The sequence below is a fragment of the Bacillus sp. DWP3-1 genome (assembly GCF_049896565.1).
GTDB lineage: Bacteria > Bacillota > Bacilli > Bacillales > Bacillaceae > Bacillus.
The window spans coordinates 12,861-31,778 of the sequence record NZ_JAFCUN010000007.1; the positions used below are offsets into that span (position 1 = coordinate 12,861).

General features: G+C 42.6%; 27 protein-coding genes and 1 riboswitch. Of the genes, 8 read left to right on the top strand and 19 right to left on the bottom strand.

Translation table 11 applies throughout. From position 1 onward, the window contains the following. Window positions 1–12: 12 nt before the first annotated feature. The 5 genes from ACP7A0_RS15025 to ACP7A0_RS15045 form a co-directional block, all read right to left on the bottom strand. Entirely contained in the window at window positions 13–270 is a 258-nt protein-coding gene (locus ACP7A0_RS15025) for a stage VI sporulation protein F (RefSeq protein ID WP_426005646.1), read from the bottom strand. A 138-nt stretch (window positions 271–408) separates the two neighbouring features. Beyond that, entirely contained in the window at window positions 409–546 is a 138-nt protein-coding gene (locus ACP7A0_RS15030; RefSeq protein ID WP_003212017.1) for a YjcZ family sporulation protein, read from the bottom strand. An 84-nt stretch (window positions 547–630) separates the two neighbouring features. After that, window positions 631–852 (bottom strand): hypothetical protein, encoded by a 222-nt coding sequence (locus ACP7A0_RS15035; RefSeq protein ID WP_060596024.1) that lies wholly within the window; start codon window positions 850–852, stop codon window positions 631–633. 86 nt (window positions 853–938) lie between these two features. Next, a complete protein-coding gene (locus ACP7A0_RS15040) occupies window positions 939–1,067 on the bottom strand; it encodes a hypothetical protein (RefSeq protein WP_258182060.1) in 129 nt (42 codons plus the stop codon). A gap of 71 nt (window positions 1,068–1,138) precedes the next feature. Further along, on the bottom strand, window positions 1,139–1,489 hold the full coding sequence (locus ACP7A0_RS15045; RefSeq protein ID WP_060596043.1) for a DUF1360 domain-containing protein: 351 nt from the start codon (window positions 1,487–1,489) through the stop codon (window positions 1,139–1,141). Between the two features lie 177 nt (window positions 1,490–1,666). Here ACP7A0_RS15045 and ACP7A0_RS15050 point away from each other — a divergent pair, with 177 nt between their 5' ends. The 5 genes from ACP7A0_RS15050 to ACP7A0_RS15070 all read left to right on the top strand — a co-directional run bounded on the left by ACP7A0_RS15050 (window position 1,667) and on the right by ACP7A0_RS15070 (window position 4,306). Continuing rightward, window positions 1,667–2,053 carry a spore coat protein gene (locus ACP7A0_RS15050; RefSeq protein WP_034663185.1) on the top strand — a complete coding sequence of 129 codons (387 nt, stop codon included), beginning with the start codon at window positions 1,667–1,669 and terminating at the stop codon, window positions 2,051–2,053. Between the two features lie 43 nt (window positions 2,054–2,096). After that, window positions 2,097–2,432, top strand: coding sequence for a spore coat protein (locus ACP7A0_RS15055; RefSeq protein ID WP_066031768.1), 336 nt, complete (start codon window positions 2,097–2,099; stop codon window positions 2,430–2,432). 88 nt (window positions 2,433–2,520) lie between these two features. After that, window positions 2,521–3,018 carry a spore coat protein gene (locus ACP7A0_RS15060; protein WP_106039517.1) on the top strand — a complete coding sequence of 166 codons (498 nt, stop codon included), beginning with the start codon at window positions 2,521–2,523 and terminating at the stop codon, window positions 3,016–3,018. A 146-nt stretch (window positions 3,019–3,164) separates the two neighbouring features. Then, entirely contained in the window at window positions 3,165–3,656 is a 492-nt protein-coding gene (locus ACP7A0_RS15065; RefSeq protein ID WP_060596022.1) for a CotY/CotZ family spore coat protein, read from the top strand. Between the two features lie 206 nt (window positions 3,657–3,862). Beyond that, window positions 3,863–4,306, top strand: a complete 444-nt coding sequence (locus ACP7A0_RS15070) for a CotY/CotZ family spore coat protein (RefSeq protein ID WP_034663193.1) — start codon at window positions 3,863–3,865, stop codon at window positions 4,304–4,306. A gap of 35 nt (window positions 4,307–4,341) precedes the next feature. Here ACP7A0_RS15070 and ACP7A0_RS15075 read toward each other — a convergent pair whose 3' ends face one another. The 10 genes from ACP7A0_RS15075 to ACP7A0_RS15120 all read right to left on the bottom strand — a co-directional run bounded on the left by ACP7A0_RS15075 (window position 4,342) and on the right by ACP7A0_RS15120 (window position 13,434). Beyond that, window positions 4,342–5,100 (bottom strand): CotO family spore coat protein, encoded by a 759-nt coding sequence (locus tag ACP7A0_RS15075; RefSeq protein ID WP_278022977.1) that lies wholly within the window; start codon window positions 5,098–5,100, stop codon window positions 4,342–4,344. Between the two features lie 114 nt (window positions 5,101–5,214). Next, complete coding sequence (fabI, locus tag ACP7A0_RS15080) at window positions 5,215–5,991, bottom strand: enoyl-ACP reductase FabI (RefSeq protein WP_003211867.1); 777 nt, start codon at window positions 5,989–5,991, stop codon at window positions 5,215–5,217. A 150-nt stretch (window positions 5,992–6,141) separates the two neighbouring features. Continuing rightward, a complete protein-coding gene (gene thiD / locus ACP7A0_RS15085; RefSeq protein ID WP_066031030.1) occupies window positions 6,142–6,948 on the bottom strand; it encodes a bifunctional hydroxymethylpyrimidine kinase/phosphomethylpyrimidine kinase in 807 nt (268 codons plus the stop codon). 16 nt (window positions 6,949–6,964) lie between these two features. Next, a complete protein-coding gene (locus ACP7A0_RS15090; protein ID WP_034663202.1) occupies window positions 6,965–7,978 on the bottom strand; it encodes a thiazole biosynthesis adenylyltransferase ThiF in 1,014 nt (337 codons plus the stop codon). Further along, window positions 7,975–8,742 (bottom strand): thiazole synthase, encoded by a 768-nt coding sequence (locus ACP7A0_RS15095; protein WP_034322849.1) that lies wholly within the window; start codon window positions 8,740–8,742, stop codon window positions 7,975–7,977. The genes ACP7A0_RS15090 and ACP7A0_RS15095 overlap by 4 nt, the downstream gene beginning before the upstream one ends. A 4-nt stretch (window positions 8,743–8,746) precedes the next feature. Further along, the gene (thiS, locus tag ACP7A0_RS15100; protein WP_034663206.1) at window positions 8,747–8,950 is read right to left on the bottom strand and encodes a sulfur carrier protein ThiS; all 204 of its coding nucleotides are present in this window, start codon (window positions 8,948–8,950) and stop codon (window positions 8,747–8,749) included. Continuing rightward, a complete protein-coding gene (gene thiO / locus ACP7A0_RS15105) occupies window positions 8,947–10,059 on the bottom strand; it encodes a glycine oxidase ThiO (RefSeq protein ID WP_060596017.1) in 1,113 nt (370 codons plus the stop codon). Before thiO ends, thiS begins: the two co-directional genes overlap by 4 nt. Then, window positions 10,043–10,660: a thiazole tautomerase TenI gene (tenI, locus tag ACP7A0_RS15110; RefSeq protein ID WP_060596016.1), complete on the bottom strand. Its 618-nt coding sequence runs from the start codon at window positions 10,658–10,660 to the stop codon at window positions 10,043–10,045. The genes thiO and tenI overlap by 17 nt, the downstream gene beginning before the upstream one ends. Then, window positions 10,635–11,345 (bottom strand): thiaminase II, encoded by a 711-nt coding sequence (tenA, locus tag ACP7A0_RS15115; RefSeq protein WP_066031032.1) that lies wholly within the window; start codon window positions 11,343–11,345, stop codon window positions 10,635–10,637. The genes tenI and tenA overlap by 26 nt, the downstream gene beginning before the upstream one ends. Before the next feature lie 78 nt (window positions 11,346–11,423). After that, window positions 11,424–11,533, bottom strand: a riboswitch (TPP riboswitch). 59 nt (window positions 11,534–11,592) lie between these two features. After that, a complete protein-coding gene (locus ACP7A0_RS15120; RefSeq protein WP_066031033.1) occupies window positions 11,593–13,434 on the bottom strand; it encodes a monovalent cation:proton antiporter family protein in 1,842 nt (613 codons plus the stop codon). Between the two features lie 162 nt (window positions 13,435–13,596). On the opposite strand from ACP7A0_RS15120, the gene prpE reads away from it, so the two are divergent. Beyond that, window positions 13,597–14,340, top strand: coding sequence for a bis(5'-nucleosyl)-tetraphosphatase PrpE (prpE, locus tag ACP7A0_RS15125; protein WP_034663218.1), 744 nt, complete (start codon window positions 13,597–13,599; stop codon window positions 14,338–14,340). Window positions 14,341–14,382: 42 nt separating this feature from the next. On the opposite strand, the gene ACP7A0_RS15130 is transcribed toward prpE, so the two are convergent. The 4 genes from ACP7A0_RS15130 to ACP7A0_RS15145 all read right to left on the bottom strand — a co-directional run bounded on the left by ACP7A0_RS15130 (window position 14,383) and on the right by ACP7A0_RS15145 (window position 17,188). Continuing rightward, window positions 14,383–15,249: an RluA family pseudouridine synthase gene (locus tag ACP7A0_RS15130; RefSeq protein WP_426005655.1), complete on the bottom strand. Its 867-nt coding sequence runs from the start codon at window positions 15,247–15,249 to the stop codon at window positions 14,383–14,385. A 44-nt stretch (window positions 15,250–15,293) separates the two neighbouring features. Next, the gene (locus ACP7A0_RS15135; protein WP_060596013.1) at window positions 15,294–16,094 is read right to left on the bottom strand and encodes an NAD kinase; all 801 of its coding nucleotides are present in this window, start codon (window positions 16,092–16,094) and stop codon (window positions 15,294–15,296) included. Window positions 16,095–16,159: 65 nt separating this feature from the next. Next, complete coding sequence (locus ACP7A0_RS15140; RefSeq protein WP_003211990.1) at window positions 16,160–16,789, bottom strand: GTP pyrophosphokinase; 630 nt, start codon at window positions 16,787–16,789, stop codon at window positions 16,160–16,162. Window positions 16,790–16,822: 33 nt separating this feature from the next. Continuing rightward, complete coding sequence (locus ACP7A0_RS15145) at window positions 16,823–17,188, bottom strand: hypothetical protein (protein WP_034663228.1); 366 nt, start codon at window positions 17,186–17,188, stop codon at window positions 16,823–16,825. A 236-nt stretch (window positions 17,189–17,424) separates the two neighbouring features. Here ACP7A0_RS15145 and ACP7A0_RS15150 point away from each other — a divergent pair, with 236 nt between their 5' ends. Further along, window positions 17,425–18,003 carry a CYTH domain-containing protein gene (locus tag ACP7A0_RS15150; RefSeq protein WP_060596011.1) on the top strand — a complete coding sequence of 193 codons (579 nt, stop codon included), beginning with the start codon at window positions 17,425–17,427 and terminating at the stop codon, window positions 18,001–18,003. Window positions 18,004–18,024: 21 nt separating this feature from the next. Beyond that, window positions 18,025–18,792: a lytic transglycosylase domain-containing protein gene (locus ACP7A0_RS15155; RefSeq protein WP_106039523.1), complete on the top strand. Its 768-nt coding sequence runs from the start codon at window positions 18,025–18,027 to the stop codon at window positions 18,790–18,792. Window positions 18,793–18,918: the final 126 nt, after the last annotated feature.

Here is an 18,918-nt window from a genome sequence, read left to right on the forward strand (position 1 = left end):
AGAGCCTGTTGTTTATTTTTTGTTGTTCATCATTTTAGCGATTGTATTGAAATCAAGCTTTTCTTTTCCACTTATAATCGATTGAACGATTTTGTCTTCCATTTCTTTAGGTACACGCTTATTCGCAAGCTGCGCTACTTTTTTAATGACGCCTCGAACCGTTGCTTCATCTTTAAAGTTGGCATTTTGCAAAGAACCTGCAAGCTTAAAAACATCATTCATATTCACACCCGTTTTATTTTCAACGCTTTTAAAGAATTTATTATCCATTCATTTGCCTCCTCTTTGTGGAGTAATCACCTTACTATATGAAAATAGGCGAGATATGTGCCTATCCTAAAGCCTTGTTTGCCCAAAGAGAAAGGAAAGCAAAAGGCTCCCCCATTGCTTCCCTCACCTTCTTACTGTTTAGTTAAAGAAAGAAGCACCAACGATGATTAGAAGGATGAAAAGCACGACGACAAGAACAAATGTTGATCCATATCCGCCGCCATAACCTCCGCCGTAGCCGCCGCAAGAACCGCCACCGTAACCGTAACAACTCATATATAAGCACCTCCTCTTCTCCCTTACAAAATATGAAAAATACTACAAATGGTTTGGACGATCACATAAAAAAGTGCGGAATTTTTATTTCTGCTGTTTAAAGACGTAATCTGCCTCTCCATGACGCATCATGAATGCTTCTGTTTCTTTCGCAAAAGCATCCATCTTCTCGCCAAATACCTTTAAGTGCTGCTCAAGATCATTCGCTTTATCCGCTAGATCCATTTCACCCTTTTCGTGCGCTTGTTCTTTTCCATCATGAGGTTTAGTGAACAAGGAGCCGATTAATTGTTCGAATGCATCCATTCTGGTCACCCCTTCTCTCTTACATATGCATCACTCAAAAAAAGGGCAACAAAAAAACCGGATAAATCCGGCTTTTGTTTTTTCTTCTATTGAGGTTTCTTTTTCTTTCCACAACCGCAATCTGCTTTTTTGATTTTCTTCGTATAAACAGATTGTTGATTTGACTGCGCTGGATAACCTTGAAGCATATGTGACGGTGTTTCAGTTGGTTTCATCGCAACCCTTCCTTTCCTATTCCATGATAGTATATGCATTTTTTGAAAGCGTGTCTGATCAGTATGCCTGTTTATTTCACCAGCTTTGAGACGATCGCTTCAATAATGCCTGCTGCCGCGGCAATTGCTAATAGTAAATTAAGCCACATGCTGATGACAGGAAATAGTATGTATATCAGAAGTAAAGCAGCAGTGCACCACATGCCAGTACACCAATAACAGCTTAACAGCTCTCCTATCCAAGACCGCAGCCCTTTACCTTTAATGATGATATATGTCTCCACTTCACCTTGTTCATTGACCTCTTCCTGTTCTTCATGAAATAAACGGCGGAAAGGAGCAGTAATGGTATCAAACACAATCAGCCTCGTCAGTCTAAAGGATGCGAGGGCAAACACGACAAATGACAAAGCACCACTCAGGAGCCTCCACCTCCTTTTTTCTTCTTTTTTGCGTCCTTTCTTTATATATGCAAAAAGAAAGACCGCCATGATGAATCGAGCGGAAATAAAATTGGGTTGTACTTTTTCACGCTTTCCGATTCCACCTTGAGCCTCTGCTGCATTAAATAATGTATAGATAAGAAAGGAGTGAAAGTATTGTCTATTGAAGAAAGTGCTGATTTATTATACACACAACTGTTAAACGAATTAATCAGCAATTATGATGATTTCATTGAGATCAAAGATTCCGAAAATGTCACAATTCATAAAACAGATGTAACAGCTGCACTCTCCCTTCAAGCGACCGTAACGACAATCATTACTCTTTTAATTCAACTTCTTGTACCAGACGATGAATTGGCTGCAGACATCACAGATCAGCTTTTATCCACACAACAAGTGACAGTCCAAAAGAAAACTGTGATTCAAATCATCAACTGCTATAACATTACGATTACATTATCAGATGCATCCATTATGAACTCCGTCCAAATTCTCACTCAAACATTGAATGTACTCTTAGTTGAAGCCGGCATTCTTTGACCCTTTCTTTTCTAACATGACGTATGAAAGAGGTGAAATCATCGTGGCTGAAGAGAACGAAAAAAAGGAGTTTCAAATCAATACTGATGTTGATCCATTAACGAGTCTTCTTGTAAGTGATGTGTTAAACAAAAACAATATCACAGATGATCAGAAAGCAAATATCTCAGATGATCAAAGAAGAATGATTTTGAAATTAGTGGAGGACTTGCAAAAGAAAGCAAATGATTTCGTAGAACAGCAGCAGGAGAAAAAAAGGCAGGCTGAGGCAGCAAAACATCCGGAAGAAGTACAGCCTGAACCAAAAGTACGTCCAAAACGAAATTCACTTCGAGATCGTATTCAGCAGCGCCGTGATGCGCAGCGTAATAACGATTAAATAAAAATGGGTTGCCTGCTAGGGTAAATGCCCGAGACAAAACCACGCATTCCAGCATTTAATAAAGTAAACGGAAGGAGGAATAGAAATGGATTCTAAACCATATTCTTGGGTCGCTCTAGATCGTAACTGTACACACCACGGACACCACGGACACCACGACGATTACAACTATGAAAGAAAAGCAGTTTGTGATGGCCACTATTATGATGATGAAGATGTCTTACAAGAATTTGATCAATTAAGCTTCACAAAGCAGACATCTGAGGAAGTCATTATCGTCAGAGACTCTTGTGACATTAACGTCTCTTCTGTTGATGCACAGGTTGCAGCTTCTATCCAAGTAGCTGTTCAAACAGCGATTATCACCATTACAAATATCTCAATCGCTGACGGTGATTTAGCTGACCGCGTCACACAAGATCTTTTACAAGCCGCTACTCACAAACAAACAAACCGCCAGAAACTTGTCATCGAAAATTCAAGAAACGTTACAGTATCGACAATCGATGCGGATATCTCGATCGCGATTCAAACACTTACTCAAACACTTGTTGCGACAATCGTTGCAATTGGTATCCTCTAATGTCCAAAAGCAGAGCGAAAAGCTCTGCTTTTCCTTTTATAAAAATACAACAAATATAAATAGTCATTTACCCACACCAACTAGAGGGCGCATACATATGTTGTTAAGGACTAAAGTCAAATACCTTGTTAAAGGAGCTGAAATCCATGAGCTGCGGAAAACACCATGGCCGACATGATGAAAACTGTGTATGCGATGCGGTTGAAAAGATTTTAGCAGAGCAGGAAGCTGTAGAAGATAAATGTCCTACGAGCTGCTACAGTAATTTATTAAGCCCGACAGTTTCTGGAAAAGATACAATTCCGTTTTTAATTTTTGATAAAAAGGGCGGATTGTTTTCTACTTTCGGAAACATTGGAGGATTTGTTGACGATTGCCAATGCTTCGAATCCATTTTCTTCCGGGTTGAAAAATTACACGACTGCTGTGCTACGTTATCTGTATTAAGACCTGTTGATGTACACGGACATACGCTAAGCGTGTGTCACCCTTGTGACCCTGACTTCTTTGGTCTAGAAAAAACGGACTTTTGTATTGAAGTTGATCTAAACTGCTTCTGCGCGATCCAATGTTTAAACCCAGAGCTTGTCGACAGAGTCATGCCATCGAAAGATAAAAAGCATCATCACCACGGCTAAACCAATCGTCCGTTGACCTAACTTGTCATGAGTCAAAGCATCCCCTTCCTTACGAATGACAGCCAATCATGCGGAGCAGTCAGCATAAGAGCTGCCGCTTCCGCATTGATTGAAAGTAGATGTATCAACTGGCAAAACAAAAAAGCTTGTAGATGATGACAGTGCTCAAACACTCAAACAAATTTCCTAGTATAGGAGGGTTGAATATGAGCCGCAAACATTCATGGAGCTGTGTAGCAGAGGCTGTTGAAAATATTAACGACTTACAAAGTGCCGTCGAAGAAGATTGCCCGACCAGCTGTTACAGCAATCTCCTTTCTACATCCCATTCATTAGGTGATACTGTCCCGTTTGTTCTCTTTACATCCAAATCAAAACCATTCGTCGCATTCGGAAACGTCGGAGAAGTAGATGCAGGTCCTTGCTTCAGCACTGCATTTTTCAGAGTCGAACACATCTGTGATCACTGCGCAACACTCAGCTTGCTTATTGCATTTGACAAAGACCGTCATATTTTAGATTTTACAGATAAAGATTCCTTATGTGATGTGTTCCGATTAGAAAAATCGAAGTATTGCATTGAAGTAGATCTTGACTGCTTCTGCGCAATCGAGTGCTTAAATCCACGACTCATCAACCGTAACTGCTAACAAAAAAAGTCCCTCTATGGGACTTTTTTTATTCGTTAAAAGCCAAGCGGATGAATCGAGGAAATTTCATCTATTGCTAATTCAACTGGATTTCCCCCGCCCGCTGTTCGAATGACCACTAGATCTTCTTTTCGATCCATGATAATTCCTCTATATGTTTTACCATCAGCTTCAATCAGGCAAAGGGCTCTTGGCATATTATGAGGCAGGCTTGTGAGAAAATCGACTTTTTCGTCAATACTCATCTGACTTAAAGGCTTTTTCACTCGTTTTCTTCTAGGTTCTTCTTTTGTTTCATGAAATACACCTTCTGGCGGCTTTTCCTCTTCTCGCTGGGGTTTTCGTTCTTGTATAAGTTCTGGTTCTTGTGTGATGTCTTGTTCTTGTGTAAGCTCTGCTTCTTGTGTGATGTCTTGTTCTTGTGTAAGCTCTGCTTCTTGCGTGATGTCTTGTTCTTGTGTAAATTCTGCTTCTTGTGTGATGTCTTGTTCTTGTGCAAGTTCTGCTTCTTGTGTGATGTCTTGTTCTTGTGCAAGTTCTGCTTCTTGTGTGATGTCTTGTTCTTGCTGAAGTTCAGGCGGCCCGACTTCTTTTTTCTTCTCTATTTCTTGAGCCACGGGTTCCTCGTGCGTACTTTCTTCGATCACGTCTTTTGCACTCTGATGACTTTCTTGCGGTTTTTCTGATTTCTTTCGCTTTCTCACGATATTTTGCATGGCCGGCATTGATTCATCATAGCTCGGCTGAACAATATACATAAGCGGCTTCTGGTTCTCATCACCTTTATTTGACATACTAATCCCTCCCGAATGATTCATTCCTTATATATATGAGCGGATGTCTCAAATCAGAAGAAAAATAAAAAAACAGCATACCCATCTTTGGTATGCTGCAATTCAATGATTCGTTTAGCGGGCAATGATATGGAAGCCAGAATCAACATGCAGATTCTCACCTGTCATGCCGCGTGATAGATCACTGAATAAGAATAGAGCTGTATCGCCAACTTCTTCAGGAGTCGTTGTACGGCGAAGCGGTGCACGCTCTTCAATATCCTTCAGGATTGTATTAAAGCCGCTGATGCCTTTTGCAGACAGCGTACGAATTGGACCAGCAGAAATACTGTTCACACGGATACCTTCTGCGCCTAAATCAGCTGCTAAATATTTCACACTTGCTTCAAGTGCTGCTTTCGCTACACCCATTACGTTGTAGTTAGATACCACACGCTCTCCGCCTAAGTATGTAAGCGTGACGATGCTTCCACCTTCTGTCATCAATGGACGTGCTGCTTTTGCTACAGCTGTTAATGAGTATGCACTAATGTTGTGCGCCAAAAGGAAACCTTCACGGTTCGTGTTTAAGTATTCACCGACAAGTTCTTCCTTGTTTGCAAATGCAATCGCATGCGCAACGCCATGAATGACTTGTACTTTTTCTTTAATTGTAGCGAAACATTTTTCGATTTCTTCGTCACTTGTCACGTCACATGGAAGAATGATTGAATCATCACGCTCAAGTGTGCTTGCAAGTTCTTTTACAGATTCAGCAAGACGATCTCCAACATAAGTAAAAATCAAACGAGCTCCAGCTTCGTGAAGTGAGCGGGCAATTCCCCAAGCGATGCTTCGTTTATTGGCAACACCCATCACCACGATATTACGGCCTTCTAAAGAAAAGTTCATATGTAATAAAGCCTCCTATTTTTTCAAGACATAGTATTAGTACCTGATCATAATATTATCACAGATCATGAGAGAATGACAATTTCCGCTGAAAGAAAGTTTCTTTTTCATCAAAAAACCGCCCTCGCAAGTGAAGACGGTTCGATTCTCTTATCGTTTGAGCCTGTTTTGCTGATAAGCAAAATGGTTGGTAGGTCCATGTCCAGCTCCAATATTCAAAGGGAATTTGATGGCTTCATGGACAAAGGTTTCTGCTGTTTCAAAGGCCTCTCTCATGGAGTACCCTTTCGCAATTTCAGCTGTTAATGCCGCTGCAAACGTGCAGCCTGTGCCATGTGTATGCGGGGTATCAATATGTTCGTTTGTGACTTCTATAAAGCCTTTTCCATCATACAACAGGTCTGTTATCATACCGCCAGAGGGGCCGTGTCCCCCTTTGATCACGACATGTTTCGTACCAAGCTCATATAGACGTTCCGCTGCTAGATAGCGATCCTCTTTTGTCTGAATGCGCATGCCTGTCAGCACTTCTGCCTCAGGAAGATTCGGCGTTACGGCATAGCTGACAGGCAGCAAGTGTGTTTTCAACGCAGAGACCGCATCTTCATTTAATAAAGAGGCCCCTCCCTTTGCGATCATGACTGGATCGACAATCAGCTTCATCTCATATTGAACCGTTTTTTCAGCAACCGTATTGATCATTTCGGCACTCCACAGCATTCCTGTTTTGACGGCATCTGGCAGCAAGTCTTCTGCGACTGCATCTATTTGACTTTTTAACGCCTCGATTGAAAGAGGGTATATACCGTGAACGCCAAGTGTGTTTTGTGCTGTAATCGCTGTGATCGCAGACATTCCGTACACACCGAGCTCCTGAAAGGTTTTCAAATCAGCTTGAATGCCTGCTCCACCGCCCGAATCAGAACCCGCGATTGTGAATGCTTTTTTGATCGTCATTTCATCACACCTCTCATTAGCCAATCCATTGATGATAAATGGTTCTTGCTTTGGCCATATCATTTGTACCATGTACAAGTGCTCTGCCATCTTTAAATAAAACAAGCTTATATTCATCCTTTTGACAAGAAAGTAAATACGGATTTTCAAGCACATCCATTCCTGCTTTCTTTAAGCGAATAGCCACTTCGTGTAATGGCGGCGGGATTTCAGCAGCACTGCGGATTTGTACCGTATTGCGGCCGCATAGTACATCTGCCTTCGCTCTCTTGTCATAGGAGAGAAAAGGATATGTCTTCAGCCCACAGCTTGGACATTGCTTCTTCTTTAAGGAACTGGCTGATCGGATGTCAGATCGTTCATTGGTCCATAAATCAAAGGATCTTAAAATTGGCGTCACTTGATGGCCTGTTAAATATTTAAGGGCATCTGCCACTTGATATGCCGCCACCTGCTGCACCACTGGACTAATGATACCGGCTGTATCACAGGTCATGCCTTGTGCGGGTAAATGTTCAAGCAGGCAGTGTAAACATGGCGTCTCACCAGGAATCACAGTGAATTGAATACCATAGCTGGCTACACAGGCTCCGTAAAGGAACGGAATTTGATGTTTGACAGCAGCATCATTTGCAATCATCCTCACCTCAAAATTATCCGCTGCATCAACGATAATCGAAGCCCCGCTGACAAGTTCATCAATATGTTGAGCGGTCACATCGATGACAATTCCTTTGACATGTACGTCACTGTTCACCTGCTTGAGTCTTTTTTCAGCCGCCACAGCCTTTGGCAGCCGATCATGCACATCTTGCTCCGTGTAAAGCTGCTGTCGCTGAAGGTTGCTCCATTCAATATAATCTCGATCCAAAATGGTGACAGATCCAACGCCAGCACGAACGAGCATTTCAGCACTGGCTGTTCCAAGTGCCCCTGCACCAATAATGACAGCCTTTGAGTCTTTTAACCGCTTTTGCCCCTCTGTGCCGATTGGCTGAAAGAGCTCTTGGCGCGAATAACGTGTGCTCAAAATGCCGGCATTCCTTCCTGCGGACTGCTTGCTGTCCCATAGTTTTTCAAAGGAATCCGTCCTGCCTCGAAGCCTAGTCTTCCTGATTCAATCGCCAGCTTCATGGCTTTTGCCATTTTCACAGGGTCCTTTGCACCAGACACAGCTGTGTTCAGTAATACAGCGTCAGCCCCTAGCTCCATCGCATAAGCTGCATCCTTTGGAGAGCCTACACCAGCATCAATAATCACCGGCACCTTCGCCTGCTCAATAATAAATGAGAGATTCAGAGGGTTTAGTAAGCCTTGCCCTGAACCAATCGGAGAAGCACCCGGCATGATGGCATGGACACCGAGCTCTTCTAATTTTCTCGCCAGTACCACATCATCAGATGTATATGGCAGCACGATAAACCCTTCTTCGAGTAGCATTTCCGATGCTTTTAACGTTTCGACTGGATCTGGCAGAAGAGACCTTGAGCAGCCAATGACTTCTACCTTGATCATGTCACACAGTCCAGAAGCCTTCGCTAAACGAGCAATACGAACTGCCTCTTCCGCAGTACTTGCACCAGCTGTATTCGGAAGCAGCGTATATTTTGATAAATCAAGCTGCTCCAAAAAATTAGGCTGAGATGCTTCGAAAATGTTCATTCTTCTCACAGCAAAGGTTAAAATTTCTGCTTCTGATACGTTCACGGCTTCTTTTTGAACTTCAAATGATGGATACTTCCCTGTACCAAGTAATAATCTTGATGTGAATGTTTTTCCGCCAATGTGCAGCATGTTGTCATCCTCCTCCTACAAAGTGAACGATTTCAATCGTGTCATTAGATTGAATTTTTACTTGTTGAAACGCTTCTTTGTCAATAATTTCTTGGTTCTTTTCCACGATCACTACTCTATTTTCAAGCTGATAGGCTGATAGCAGATCATAGATCGTTCCATTCTCTTGATCGAAATCAACGATTCTGCCATTCAATTGAATTTTCATACAAACAGTGCCTCCTTTCGGCCAATACGAAACGCGTGAAGCCATTCCTTTTTGACCGGTTCACCCAATATCAGGTCGCGAATGATCTCTCCAGTAATCGGGGCAAGTAAAATGCCATTTCTGTAATGCCCTGCAGCAAAAAGAATACGCTGATCTTCTGGGTGTCTTCCAATGTAGGGATGCCGGTCGCTTGTCGCCGGGCGAAGACCAGCCCAGCACTGATCAATCGGCATCTCCTTGATCGAAGGCATAAGCTGAGACGCCTTTTGAATCACAGCTTCGATGCCGCCAAGCGTTGGAACAGCCTGCCATTCGTTTGGCTTCATCGTTGCACCAACGACCAGTTTGCCGCTATCTCGTTGAACGATATAACAATGATCATGGTAAATGGTGTGCGCGAGTGCTGGACCATTATTCCATACAGACACACACTCCCCCTTTACTGGATAAAGAGAATGAGTTAATCCAAGCTCTTCAAAAAAACGGCCAGACCATACACCACTCGCTACAGTCAGATCATCACATGTGAATGTTCCCTTCGTTGTTCTAATCGCTAACGCTTCTTTCTCCCGCTTCACTTCGATCACGGGTGTACATTCTTTCACATCTGCCCCGAACCTTACCGCCGCCTGCCAAAATGCCCGGCATACCGCATAAGGTTCGACATGAACATCCTCTTTAATCAAACCTGCTCCTAAGATGTTATCTGCCATTTGAGGCATGCATTTTTTTACGCTGCTTGCGTCCAGCCAATCAAATGTAGACAAATACTGCATCCGGCAAAGTGCTTGTTTCTCTTCTTCTGTAAAGGCTACCTTCATGATACCGCCCGCTGATGTCCGAATATCAATGCCAGATTCATGCTGTAGATCGACTTTTAACTTCTCGTACAATGCCTGGCTTGCTCTGCCTGCTTGGAAAAAAATATTCTCATGCCCCTCTCCTTCAGCATGTGCACCGAGCATCCCAGCAGCCGCACTTGTCGTTTGCTTCCCTACCTCATTCGCCTCAAGTAAGACGACCTGCTTTCCTGCTTTTGCAAGGTGATAGGCAATGGACATTCCTATGATTCCACCACCAATGATTGCAACGTCATAATGCTTCTTCATAAGGATGCCCCTTTACCTGTTTAGAAAATGCTTGTGCCATCATGCGCGGCTGATGATGAGTAAAAATCCCAGACATGACAGCAATCCCTTTCACATTCGCGTGTTTCAATTCTGGAATGCGGTCAGGTGTCAATCCACCGATCGCCACCACTGGAATAGACAGTGAAGATGTCAGTTCTTTCACAAGCTGTACGCCTCTTGCCTGAAGTCCTGGTTTACAAGTGGTGTCATATACGTGCCCAAACATGACATACTCTGCTCCATTTTTCTCCGCTGCTTTCGCTTCTTCTATCGAATGAACAGAGACACCCGCATGAAGGTGAGGGAATTTTTGCCGCAGCTCTTTTGGCGAAAAGCTATGGCCTGGGAGGTGTACCCGGTGAATATTGGTGAGCAGTGCAACGTCTACTCTGTCGTTGATGATGAGCTTCTCTTTCGGTACACCTTCTAAAAAGAGTCTTTTCACGAGATCAACAAGCTCACTTGCTGTTTTAGACCGTTCCCGGATATGAATAAAATCCACTTCAGGTGCGATGGCTTTTATTTGTTTGATCAGTTCATCCACAGGAAGCGAATCATTTGTCACTGCGTGGAGTTCCATTTGCACCAACCCCATCTAAGCATGCTGTTTGCCATGTTTCTTTTTGATACGCCATTTCCCAGAAATGGTACTCGTAATAGCTTGAAATCACAAAATTTTCTTTCATATTGGCCCGTACTTGTTCTGACGCTTTTTCGGCTAGTTCATCAAAGCGGTTGACCTGTTCAAAGACGAGCTCCTTAAACCAATCCCCTCCATATGTCAAAATCCATTCCTGATAAATCGGATGGTCAGGTGTGGTTTGTTTCAGCTTTTCACCCACCTCATAATATAGCCAGTAGCACGGCAATAATGCGGCTAAAATCTCTTCAAATCGCCCGCTTTTCACAGATCGATACATATGAGAGGTATACGCATAAGCAGTCGGAGAAGGCTTAAAGTTCTCGATGGCTTCATCTGAAATCTGCAAAAGCTCTGTGAACTTTCTATGCAGCGACAGCTCTGCTTCATACGTACCCTGCGCATGATACGCCATTCTGCCCGTCGTATGTAAGTCCTCACTAATCGCTGCGCCATATGCTTGCACCTTTGCAAAATGAGTTAAATAATATGAATCCTGCATCACATAATACGTGAAACGATCGAGTGAAAGCGTGCCATCTCCAATCCCTTTGACAAATGGGTGTGTGAAGCTTCCATTCCACCATGTTGCTGCTGCTTCTTTACATTCAGTTGAAAACGTCATGTTTCTCTCCTCCTGTTTTTCCATATAAAAAAGCCACTTTCCGCGTGGAAAGTGGCTTGGAATTTGTAAAAAGCATAGTCAAAAACCGCACCACTTCCCTACGCAGGTATGAACCTGTTCAGGTAATGAGGGTCTAAAAGTCGACACTTTTATCTCAGCCCTTTTAAAGGACTCCCCTAGTGGATCAAATATATGATGTTGTACTTCTATCTTAATCAGGAATTGTTCATTGGTCAAGGGTTCATTCTTACTCTAATTGGGCTCTTAGTCCTGCCACATACTCACGAGAGCCTGACACAAGCACACGGTCGCCGCTTCTAAGCGTGGTATCTCCATGTGGTACTAAGCTGTCTACCCCTCTGAAAATACGGACAAAGACCAAATCACCGGTAAACGGAAATTCCCTCAGCATGACATTGTGATAACGATGATTGTTCATTTGAATTTGATACAAAGAAGTATCCTCATTTGTTAATAATCGAATCGCATCCGGTGCTTCAATCAAGGCTCTTAGCACCGTTTTAGATGATAGGAAATTAGAAAACGTATCAATGCCTGCTTCCTTCAATGTCAGCTCTGTCTCAGCTTTGTTGACACTAGCAATGACTTGTTTCGCTCCTTCTTCCTTTGCAAATAAAGCAATTTCCTTATTTTTCGTCTCACTGCCTGTTGCGACGACGAGGACATCCTCCTGGCCAACGCCTGCCTTTCGCAGCGTCTCATCGTCGTACTCTTCAATCGATTCGACTTCAAAGATGGAGTCAGCAAGCAGCGCTTCTTTATTTTCTTGAAAGACATGTAAAATCCGAATATCATATTCATCCTGATGTAAATCAAGTGTGACAGGTAAGGTCAGCTGATTTGCACCAATAAAGGTCACACGTTTTTTATGGCTCGCAGCTTGTTCTTTTTTAAACAGCGCTTTAAACCAAACAGGCGTTAAAATACTCGTGAGTACCGCGACTAGAATCAGCGCTCCAGACATTTTATGGTCAATGACTCCGAGCCGCTCCCCTATCGTCGCAGCTGCAATGACGAGTGATAACGTCGATGTTAATAAAAAGCCAGAACCGATCACTTTTTTCATGTCATACCATTTTTTCAAATAAAGAATCGGGATGAGCTTACTAACCAGTAATGCAATAAACAGCAGCGGGATCATGATCATAATGGTTGGGTCCTTGAACAGTGCCCATATATTTAAATCCACTCCGACCATCACAAAGAAGATGGGGATCAAAAATCCGTAGCCAAATGAATCCAGCTGCTGGACAAGCTCTTTATTCGGCGAAAGAAGGGACACAAGTACGCCCGCTAAAAACGCCCCAAGAATATTTTCAGCACCGAGTGATTCAGATAAGGCAACTAAGACTATAATGAGAGTAAAGATCGCCCTTGTCCCAATTTGCACGGTCCCTTTTGACATGGACTGAAAAATCGACTTTGTCTTAAATACGCGGCCAAATAAATAAAGCAGAATGCCCGCAGCAAATAATAAGAGCAGAAGCCACATATTCCCTGTACCATCGCCATAAATGGAGGAAAACACAGCAAGTAAAATCATCGTCACCAAATCAGCAATGACGGCGACAAGCAAGATGATTTGACCGATATTCGTCTGCATTAACTTTTCCTCTTTTAAGGTGGGAACCACTACCCCTAATGAGATGGTCGATATAATGAGCGTCATTAAAAAGGCATTTTGGATAAACCCTGCAAGGACAAACGCATAGGACAGGATAAAAGAAATACTAAATACGCCAACAAAAATAATCGTGGCTGCCTTAAACGTATTTGGTTCTTTTAGACCATTTGGCAGTTCTCGTGCTTTCTTCTTTGACTCAAAAGAAGAAAAATCTATTTCAAGTCCACTTAAAAACATCAGAAAAATAAAACCGAGCATGGATAACGTGTCTAACCATGCATCATGTTCAACTACCAGTTGAAGACCGCTTTTTCCAATGATGAGCCCCATGATGATTTCAGCAACAACGACCGGAATGGTCAGCTTAAATCGGTGCAATAAAAGTGGGGTGAAAAAGGCGACAATAATAACGACAACGAGTGATGAAACAGATGTATGCTCCATTGGCTAAAGCCTCCTAACATTGATGTTTAATCTTTTAAGTTTTACGTTAAAGCATTGATTCTAACAATTGCCTAAATGAAAAGAAAGCCATTCGTTATATGTTCTAAAATTCAAACTTCTTTAACCCCGATGAATGGATGAGAAAGATCAGGAGGAAATCTTATGAAATTTGATATCATTGGAGATATCCACGGCTGCTACGAAGAGCTGCTTACCCTCATACACAAACTAGGATACGAACTCAAACATGGATTACCCGTCCATCCTGATAAGAGAACGCTAGCCCTTGTCGGTGATTTAACAGATCGAGGCCCTCAGTCAGTAGATGTGATGCGATTTGTCATTCATGCCTACGCACACGGCGCGATCCGCTACGTACCTGGCAACCATTGCTTTAAGCTTTATCGCTATTTGAAAGGAAATCCCGTGAAATTACTTCATGGCATCGAAACCACAGTGAACGAAATAAAAAAGCTGCCCCTTCATGAACAAACCAAATTGTCACATGAATTTAAGCAGCTATTTGAGAAGGCTCCGCTTTACGATGTACTCATTCCTGATGAACTGATTATTGCTCACGCAGCGATGAAGGAAAAGGACATTGGAAGAAAACCGAACAAACAGATGCGATCCTATCTATTATTTGGCGCGGTCACAGGAGAAACATGGCCAGATGGACGACCTGTGCGGAAGGATTGGGCAAAGGAATATCGCGGAAAACCGTGGATTGTATACGGACATACACCAGTGAAAGAACCCCGCTTCGTTGGCAGAACCGTCAATATTGATACAGGCTGCGTATTTGGCCACCGGCTGTCTGCCCTCACATATCCTGAGCTTGAAACGGTCTCTGTTCCTTCCTCTATGCCTTATGACGATTCAAGGTTTCAGCATTTCACATCATAAAAAAACCCGGTCCTGCGCTTGCAGGTAGCCGGGTTTCTCTATTTAAAGCAGCAATGATTTCATGTCTTCAGGAAGCGGAGCCGAGAATGTCATTTCCTCCCCAGTCATCGGATGAGGAAAGACAAGAGTCTCACTATGCAGTGCCTGCCGGTTCATCCGCTCACTCGTTCCGCCATATAGCGTATCTCCGATGAGCGGGTGACCAAGATACTTCATATGAACACGAATTTGATGTGTTCTCCCAGTTTCAAGTGATAGAGCCACATCTGACATGTTCAACTCAGCGTCCACCGCTCGCACTGTAAAATGCGTCACTGCTTCCTGTCCAGTATCATCGACCATTCGCTCGATGATACTATCTCCTTTTCGGGCAATTTTTGCACGAATGGTTCCATACTTTTCCGAGATCATGCCATGTGTAAACGCTCTGTATGTTCGTTTGACCGCTCCACTTTTTTGCGCTTTTGATAAAAGGCTGTGGGCAAAGCGATGCTTGGCCACGAGCATGACGCCCGATGTATCACGATCAAGGCGGTTCACCAAATGAACCGTCATCCGAACAGACTGCTCTGCATAATGGTGCAGCAATCCATTCGCAATACTGTGCTCTGGGTGCTCCCGAGAAGGAATGGACGGGATATATGGCTTTTTATTCAGCACAAGGACATGCTCATCCTCAAATAAAATATCAAGCGGAATCGGAGCAGGCTTCAGCCCTTCACTCACTTTTTCCTCTGGGAATAAAACGGTGAGCCTGTCTCCGTTATGCAGCTTGTATCTCACAGTCACATGCTCTCCATTAATGAGGAGATCACCGCCATCAAATTTAATATCCGCCAGCATTCTTTTTGAAATGCCAAGATCTATTAAATAATTCTTTAAAAGCAGCCCTTCTTCTTTGGCTGTCATGGTTTTATTTAGCGTAAAGTATTCCAGCGAGAACGACCTCTTTCTTATTCTCCTTTTCCGATAAAGGAATCTTGCACCCTTTTCCAAAACGGAAATGGTCTAAATCGGGCAAAACGGACATTCTCGTCGGCTACCCGGCATTGAATGGATTTGACGTCCTTATGAAGCAGCGTCAAATGATCAATGGTTACTTGAAAATCAACATCATTCATCGGTTTAATGACACAAGTATGGTGGTCTGGCAAAATAAGCGGTGAACCGACCGTTCGAAACACTCTGTTGTTGATTGAAGCCATTTCTGCCAGCTGAATGGCTCTAATGGAAGGATGAATAATGGCGCCTCCAAGTGCTTTATTATAGGCTGTACTGCCAGACGGTGTAGACAGACAAAGACCGTCACCTCTGAATGTTTCAAACAGCTGACCCCTAATTTCAACATCTGCCACAAGCGTCCCTTCCATACTTTTAATGGTACATTCATTCATCGCTAAATATTTCTCTTCTCTGCCGCCGTCGTTGTATCTGACAATGACTTCTAAGATCGGATATTCCACAATGTGATAAGGCGTTTTCGCAATAGCTAAGACGAGTTTTTCAATTTCACTTGGCACCCAGTCAGCATAAAAACCAAGATGACCTGTATGAACACCGACAAAAGCTGTTTCATTCAGACGGTCGCTATAACGGTGAAACGCATAAAGAAGGGTGCCGTCTCCACCAACCGTAATGACAAGATCCGGTTCCTCTTCGTTGAGTTCCATCCCGAAATCCAATAAGTAGGTCTGAATTTTATTTTTGAGTGTGTCAGATACAGAATTCCCTTTCGAAGAAACTGCAAATTTCATGAATTCTTCTCCTTTTCCACCTTGCTGCTATGAGAGGGCAGCATCATATTTGATCAAGCTCAGGCTCAGCTATCGTTTTTCTTTTTCCGGGAAAATGCCACTTGTGCTTCTTGAATTTCCCCTCTAATTTCAGACATCTCATCATCAAGCAGAGATGCTGCCTCAGAAGCTCTTTGAAGGCGCAGCTTGACTTTCTCCGGGATATTCCCGCTATATTTATAATTCAGAGAATGCTCAATGGTCGCCCAAAAGTTCATCGCAAGTGTACGAATTTGGATTTCGACGAGGAGCTGCTTCTCTCCGTTGATCGTTTGCAGCGGATATAACACAACAAGGTGGTATGAACGGTATCCGCTTTCTTTATGTTCTGCAATATAGTCGCGTTTATCAACAACCACAAAGTCTTTTCGTGACTGGAGCATTTTTTTCACGACTTGTATGTCTTCTACAAACTGGCACATAATGCGAAGCCCAGCAATATCCTGCATCGTTTCGATTTCATGCATCGGGATGTTTTTACGCTTTGCCTTTTCTAATATGCTGGCAACAGGTTTCACTCGGCCTGTGACAAATTCTACTGGTGAATGGTCATCCTCAAATTCATACAGCTTTCGAATGCCCTTTAGTTTCACTTTTAATTCTTCGACTGCTTGTTTATACGGTGCGAGGAATTGATCCCATTGTTTTTTGTCCATGAAACTTCCCCCAATTCCATATACCTAATTATTTCAGAGGAATGTGCTCTTCACTTTCTCTTCCATATCTCCGTAATTGGCATTGTCTTTAATATTGTCGATTAAATAATGTAATTCTTGATGAAGCTGAATGAGTTCTAACGAATGTTCTCCCGCTGCCAAATAGACAGGGATGTCAAGATTCATTGCTTCTTTTAATGGAGCCCATGTATGTTCCCCTAAGATAAGATACGAAAAGGACTCCTCGTTTTCAAGTATGTAAACGAACGCAAAGTGATCAGAATCAACAAGCATTTGTCCTGATGCTTTTGCTTTTTGGATTTGCTCTTCTGACGTGGTCGTCAAAATTAGCCTGTCTTCTTTTAAAGTTGCTTCTGTGATTTCAATTCGGTTTTGCATCATGATCTCCTTTACAACAAAGTACAGCTTTATTTTATCATATCAAGTTCAATATTGATAAACCGAACTTTTTGAGAAAATCCTATTTTCTTCTTATAAATGATCCTTTCACATGATTCTCCATTTATTTTGGCACATGTGGAAAGAGAAATAAGAGATAAAAACAGTCTTTTACATGATGAACACACTTCATGTACAATAATCATATTTCCTCTAAATGAAAGGTTGATGTCAAAATGGCACAGGAAATTGAAATAGAGCTAAAGCAATTGTTAATGAAAAAAGAATTTGAACAGCTGAAACAACATTTTCAATTGAAGGATTCGGATTTTCACACACAAACCAACTATTACTTTGATACACCTCAATTTGATATAAAATCTCAATTCGCTGCACTAAGAATGAGAGAAAAAGACGGTCAGTGGGTTCTCACGTTAAAGGAACCACACGAAATAGGCTTGCTCGAAACCCACCAAACGATCGCTCCTCCTTCAAGCCTTGACGATTTTCAGCTGCCAGAAGGTGAAGTAGCTGACAGGTTAGACCATCTGAACATTCAAAAGGATCAAATTGTGTATTTTGGTTCACTTGAAACATCAAGAGCTGAAAAAAAGATCAAAGAAGGCTTAATTGTTTTGGATCACAGCCGATATTTAACAGTAGAGGACTATGAACTTGAATTTGAAGTGAGCGACCTGGAAATCGGACAAGCCGCATTCTCCGCATTGCTCCAAAAATTCCAAATCCCTGTACGAAACACGAAAAACAAAGTCGTACGTTTTTATGAAGAGAAAATGAAAACACAGAATAGATGAATTCCTTGAAGGAGGAACATGATGAACGTCAATCAACTTCAATCCTTTATGCAGCTTCAAGCGCTTAAAACGTTACAATCAGACCCTGGACAAACACAAATACCGGCCGGCCAAGAATCGAATGCACAAGCTTCATTTCAGTCGCTGCTGCAAGATTTTTTAGGCGGATCAGAATTATCACGCCTGCCGCTTTCTATTTCTGCGTTTATGGGAACGGACCCATCAACGGCTCCGAACACGCAATACGCGCGTACAAACCCATACTTGTCTGCTATCGCTGGCAGTGAGCAGCTTCAATCTCCATCTTCATATGCGAATGACGCTCAATTGAATACAGCGAACGGCATTGGGAATGTCTTAAACAACAGCTACACGCCGCCGCTTCAAAAGGCTGTTTCAAACGGTTCATCATCAAAAGAAATTAATCAAATCGTGTCACAAATGGCTCAAAAGCATGGCGTTCCAGAGAAGCTGATTCATGCGGTCATCAAGCAAGAATCCGGCTATCGTACGAATGCGGTCAGTCATGCAGGAGCACTTGGCCTCATGCAGCTTATGCCATCTACTGCTAAGTCACTTGGTGTGAATAATGCCTTTGATGCGGCCCAAAACATCGAAGGCGGCACGAAGTATATAAAACAAATGCTTCAGAAATATAATGGAAATATCTCACTTGCCTTAGCTGCTTATAATGCAGGCTCAGGAAATGTTGATAAATACGGTGGCATTCCACCATTTAAAGAAACACAAAATTATGTAAAGAAAATCACAGCACAATATTTCGCTTAAACCGAAGAGAATAACCTCTTCGGTTTTTTGTATGTCGCTTTTCACCCTTTTTTGACTGAATGTGTTATGATATGGTCAATTGATCACGGAACCCGCCTCTCCCCTTATTTCCAATAGACCAAAGCG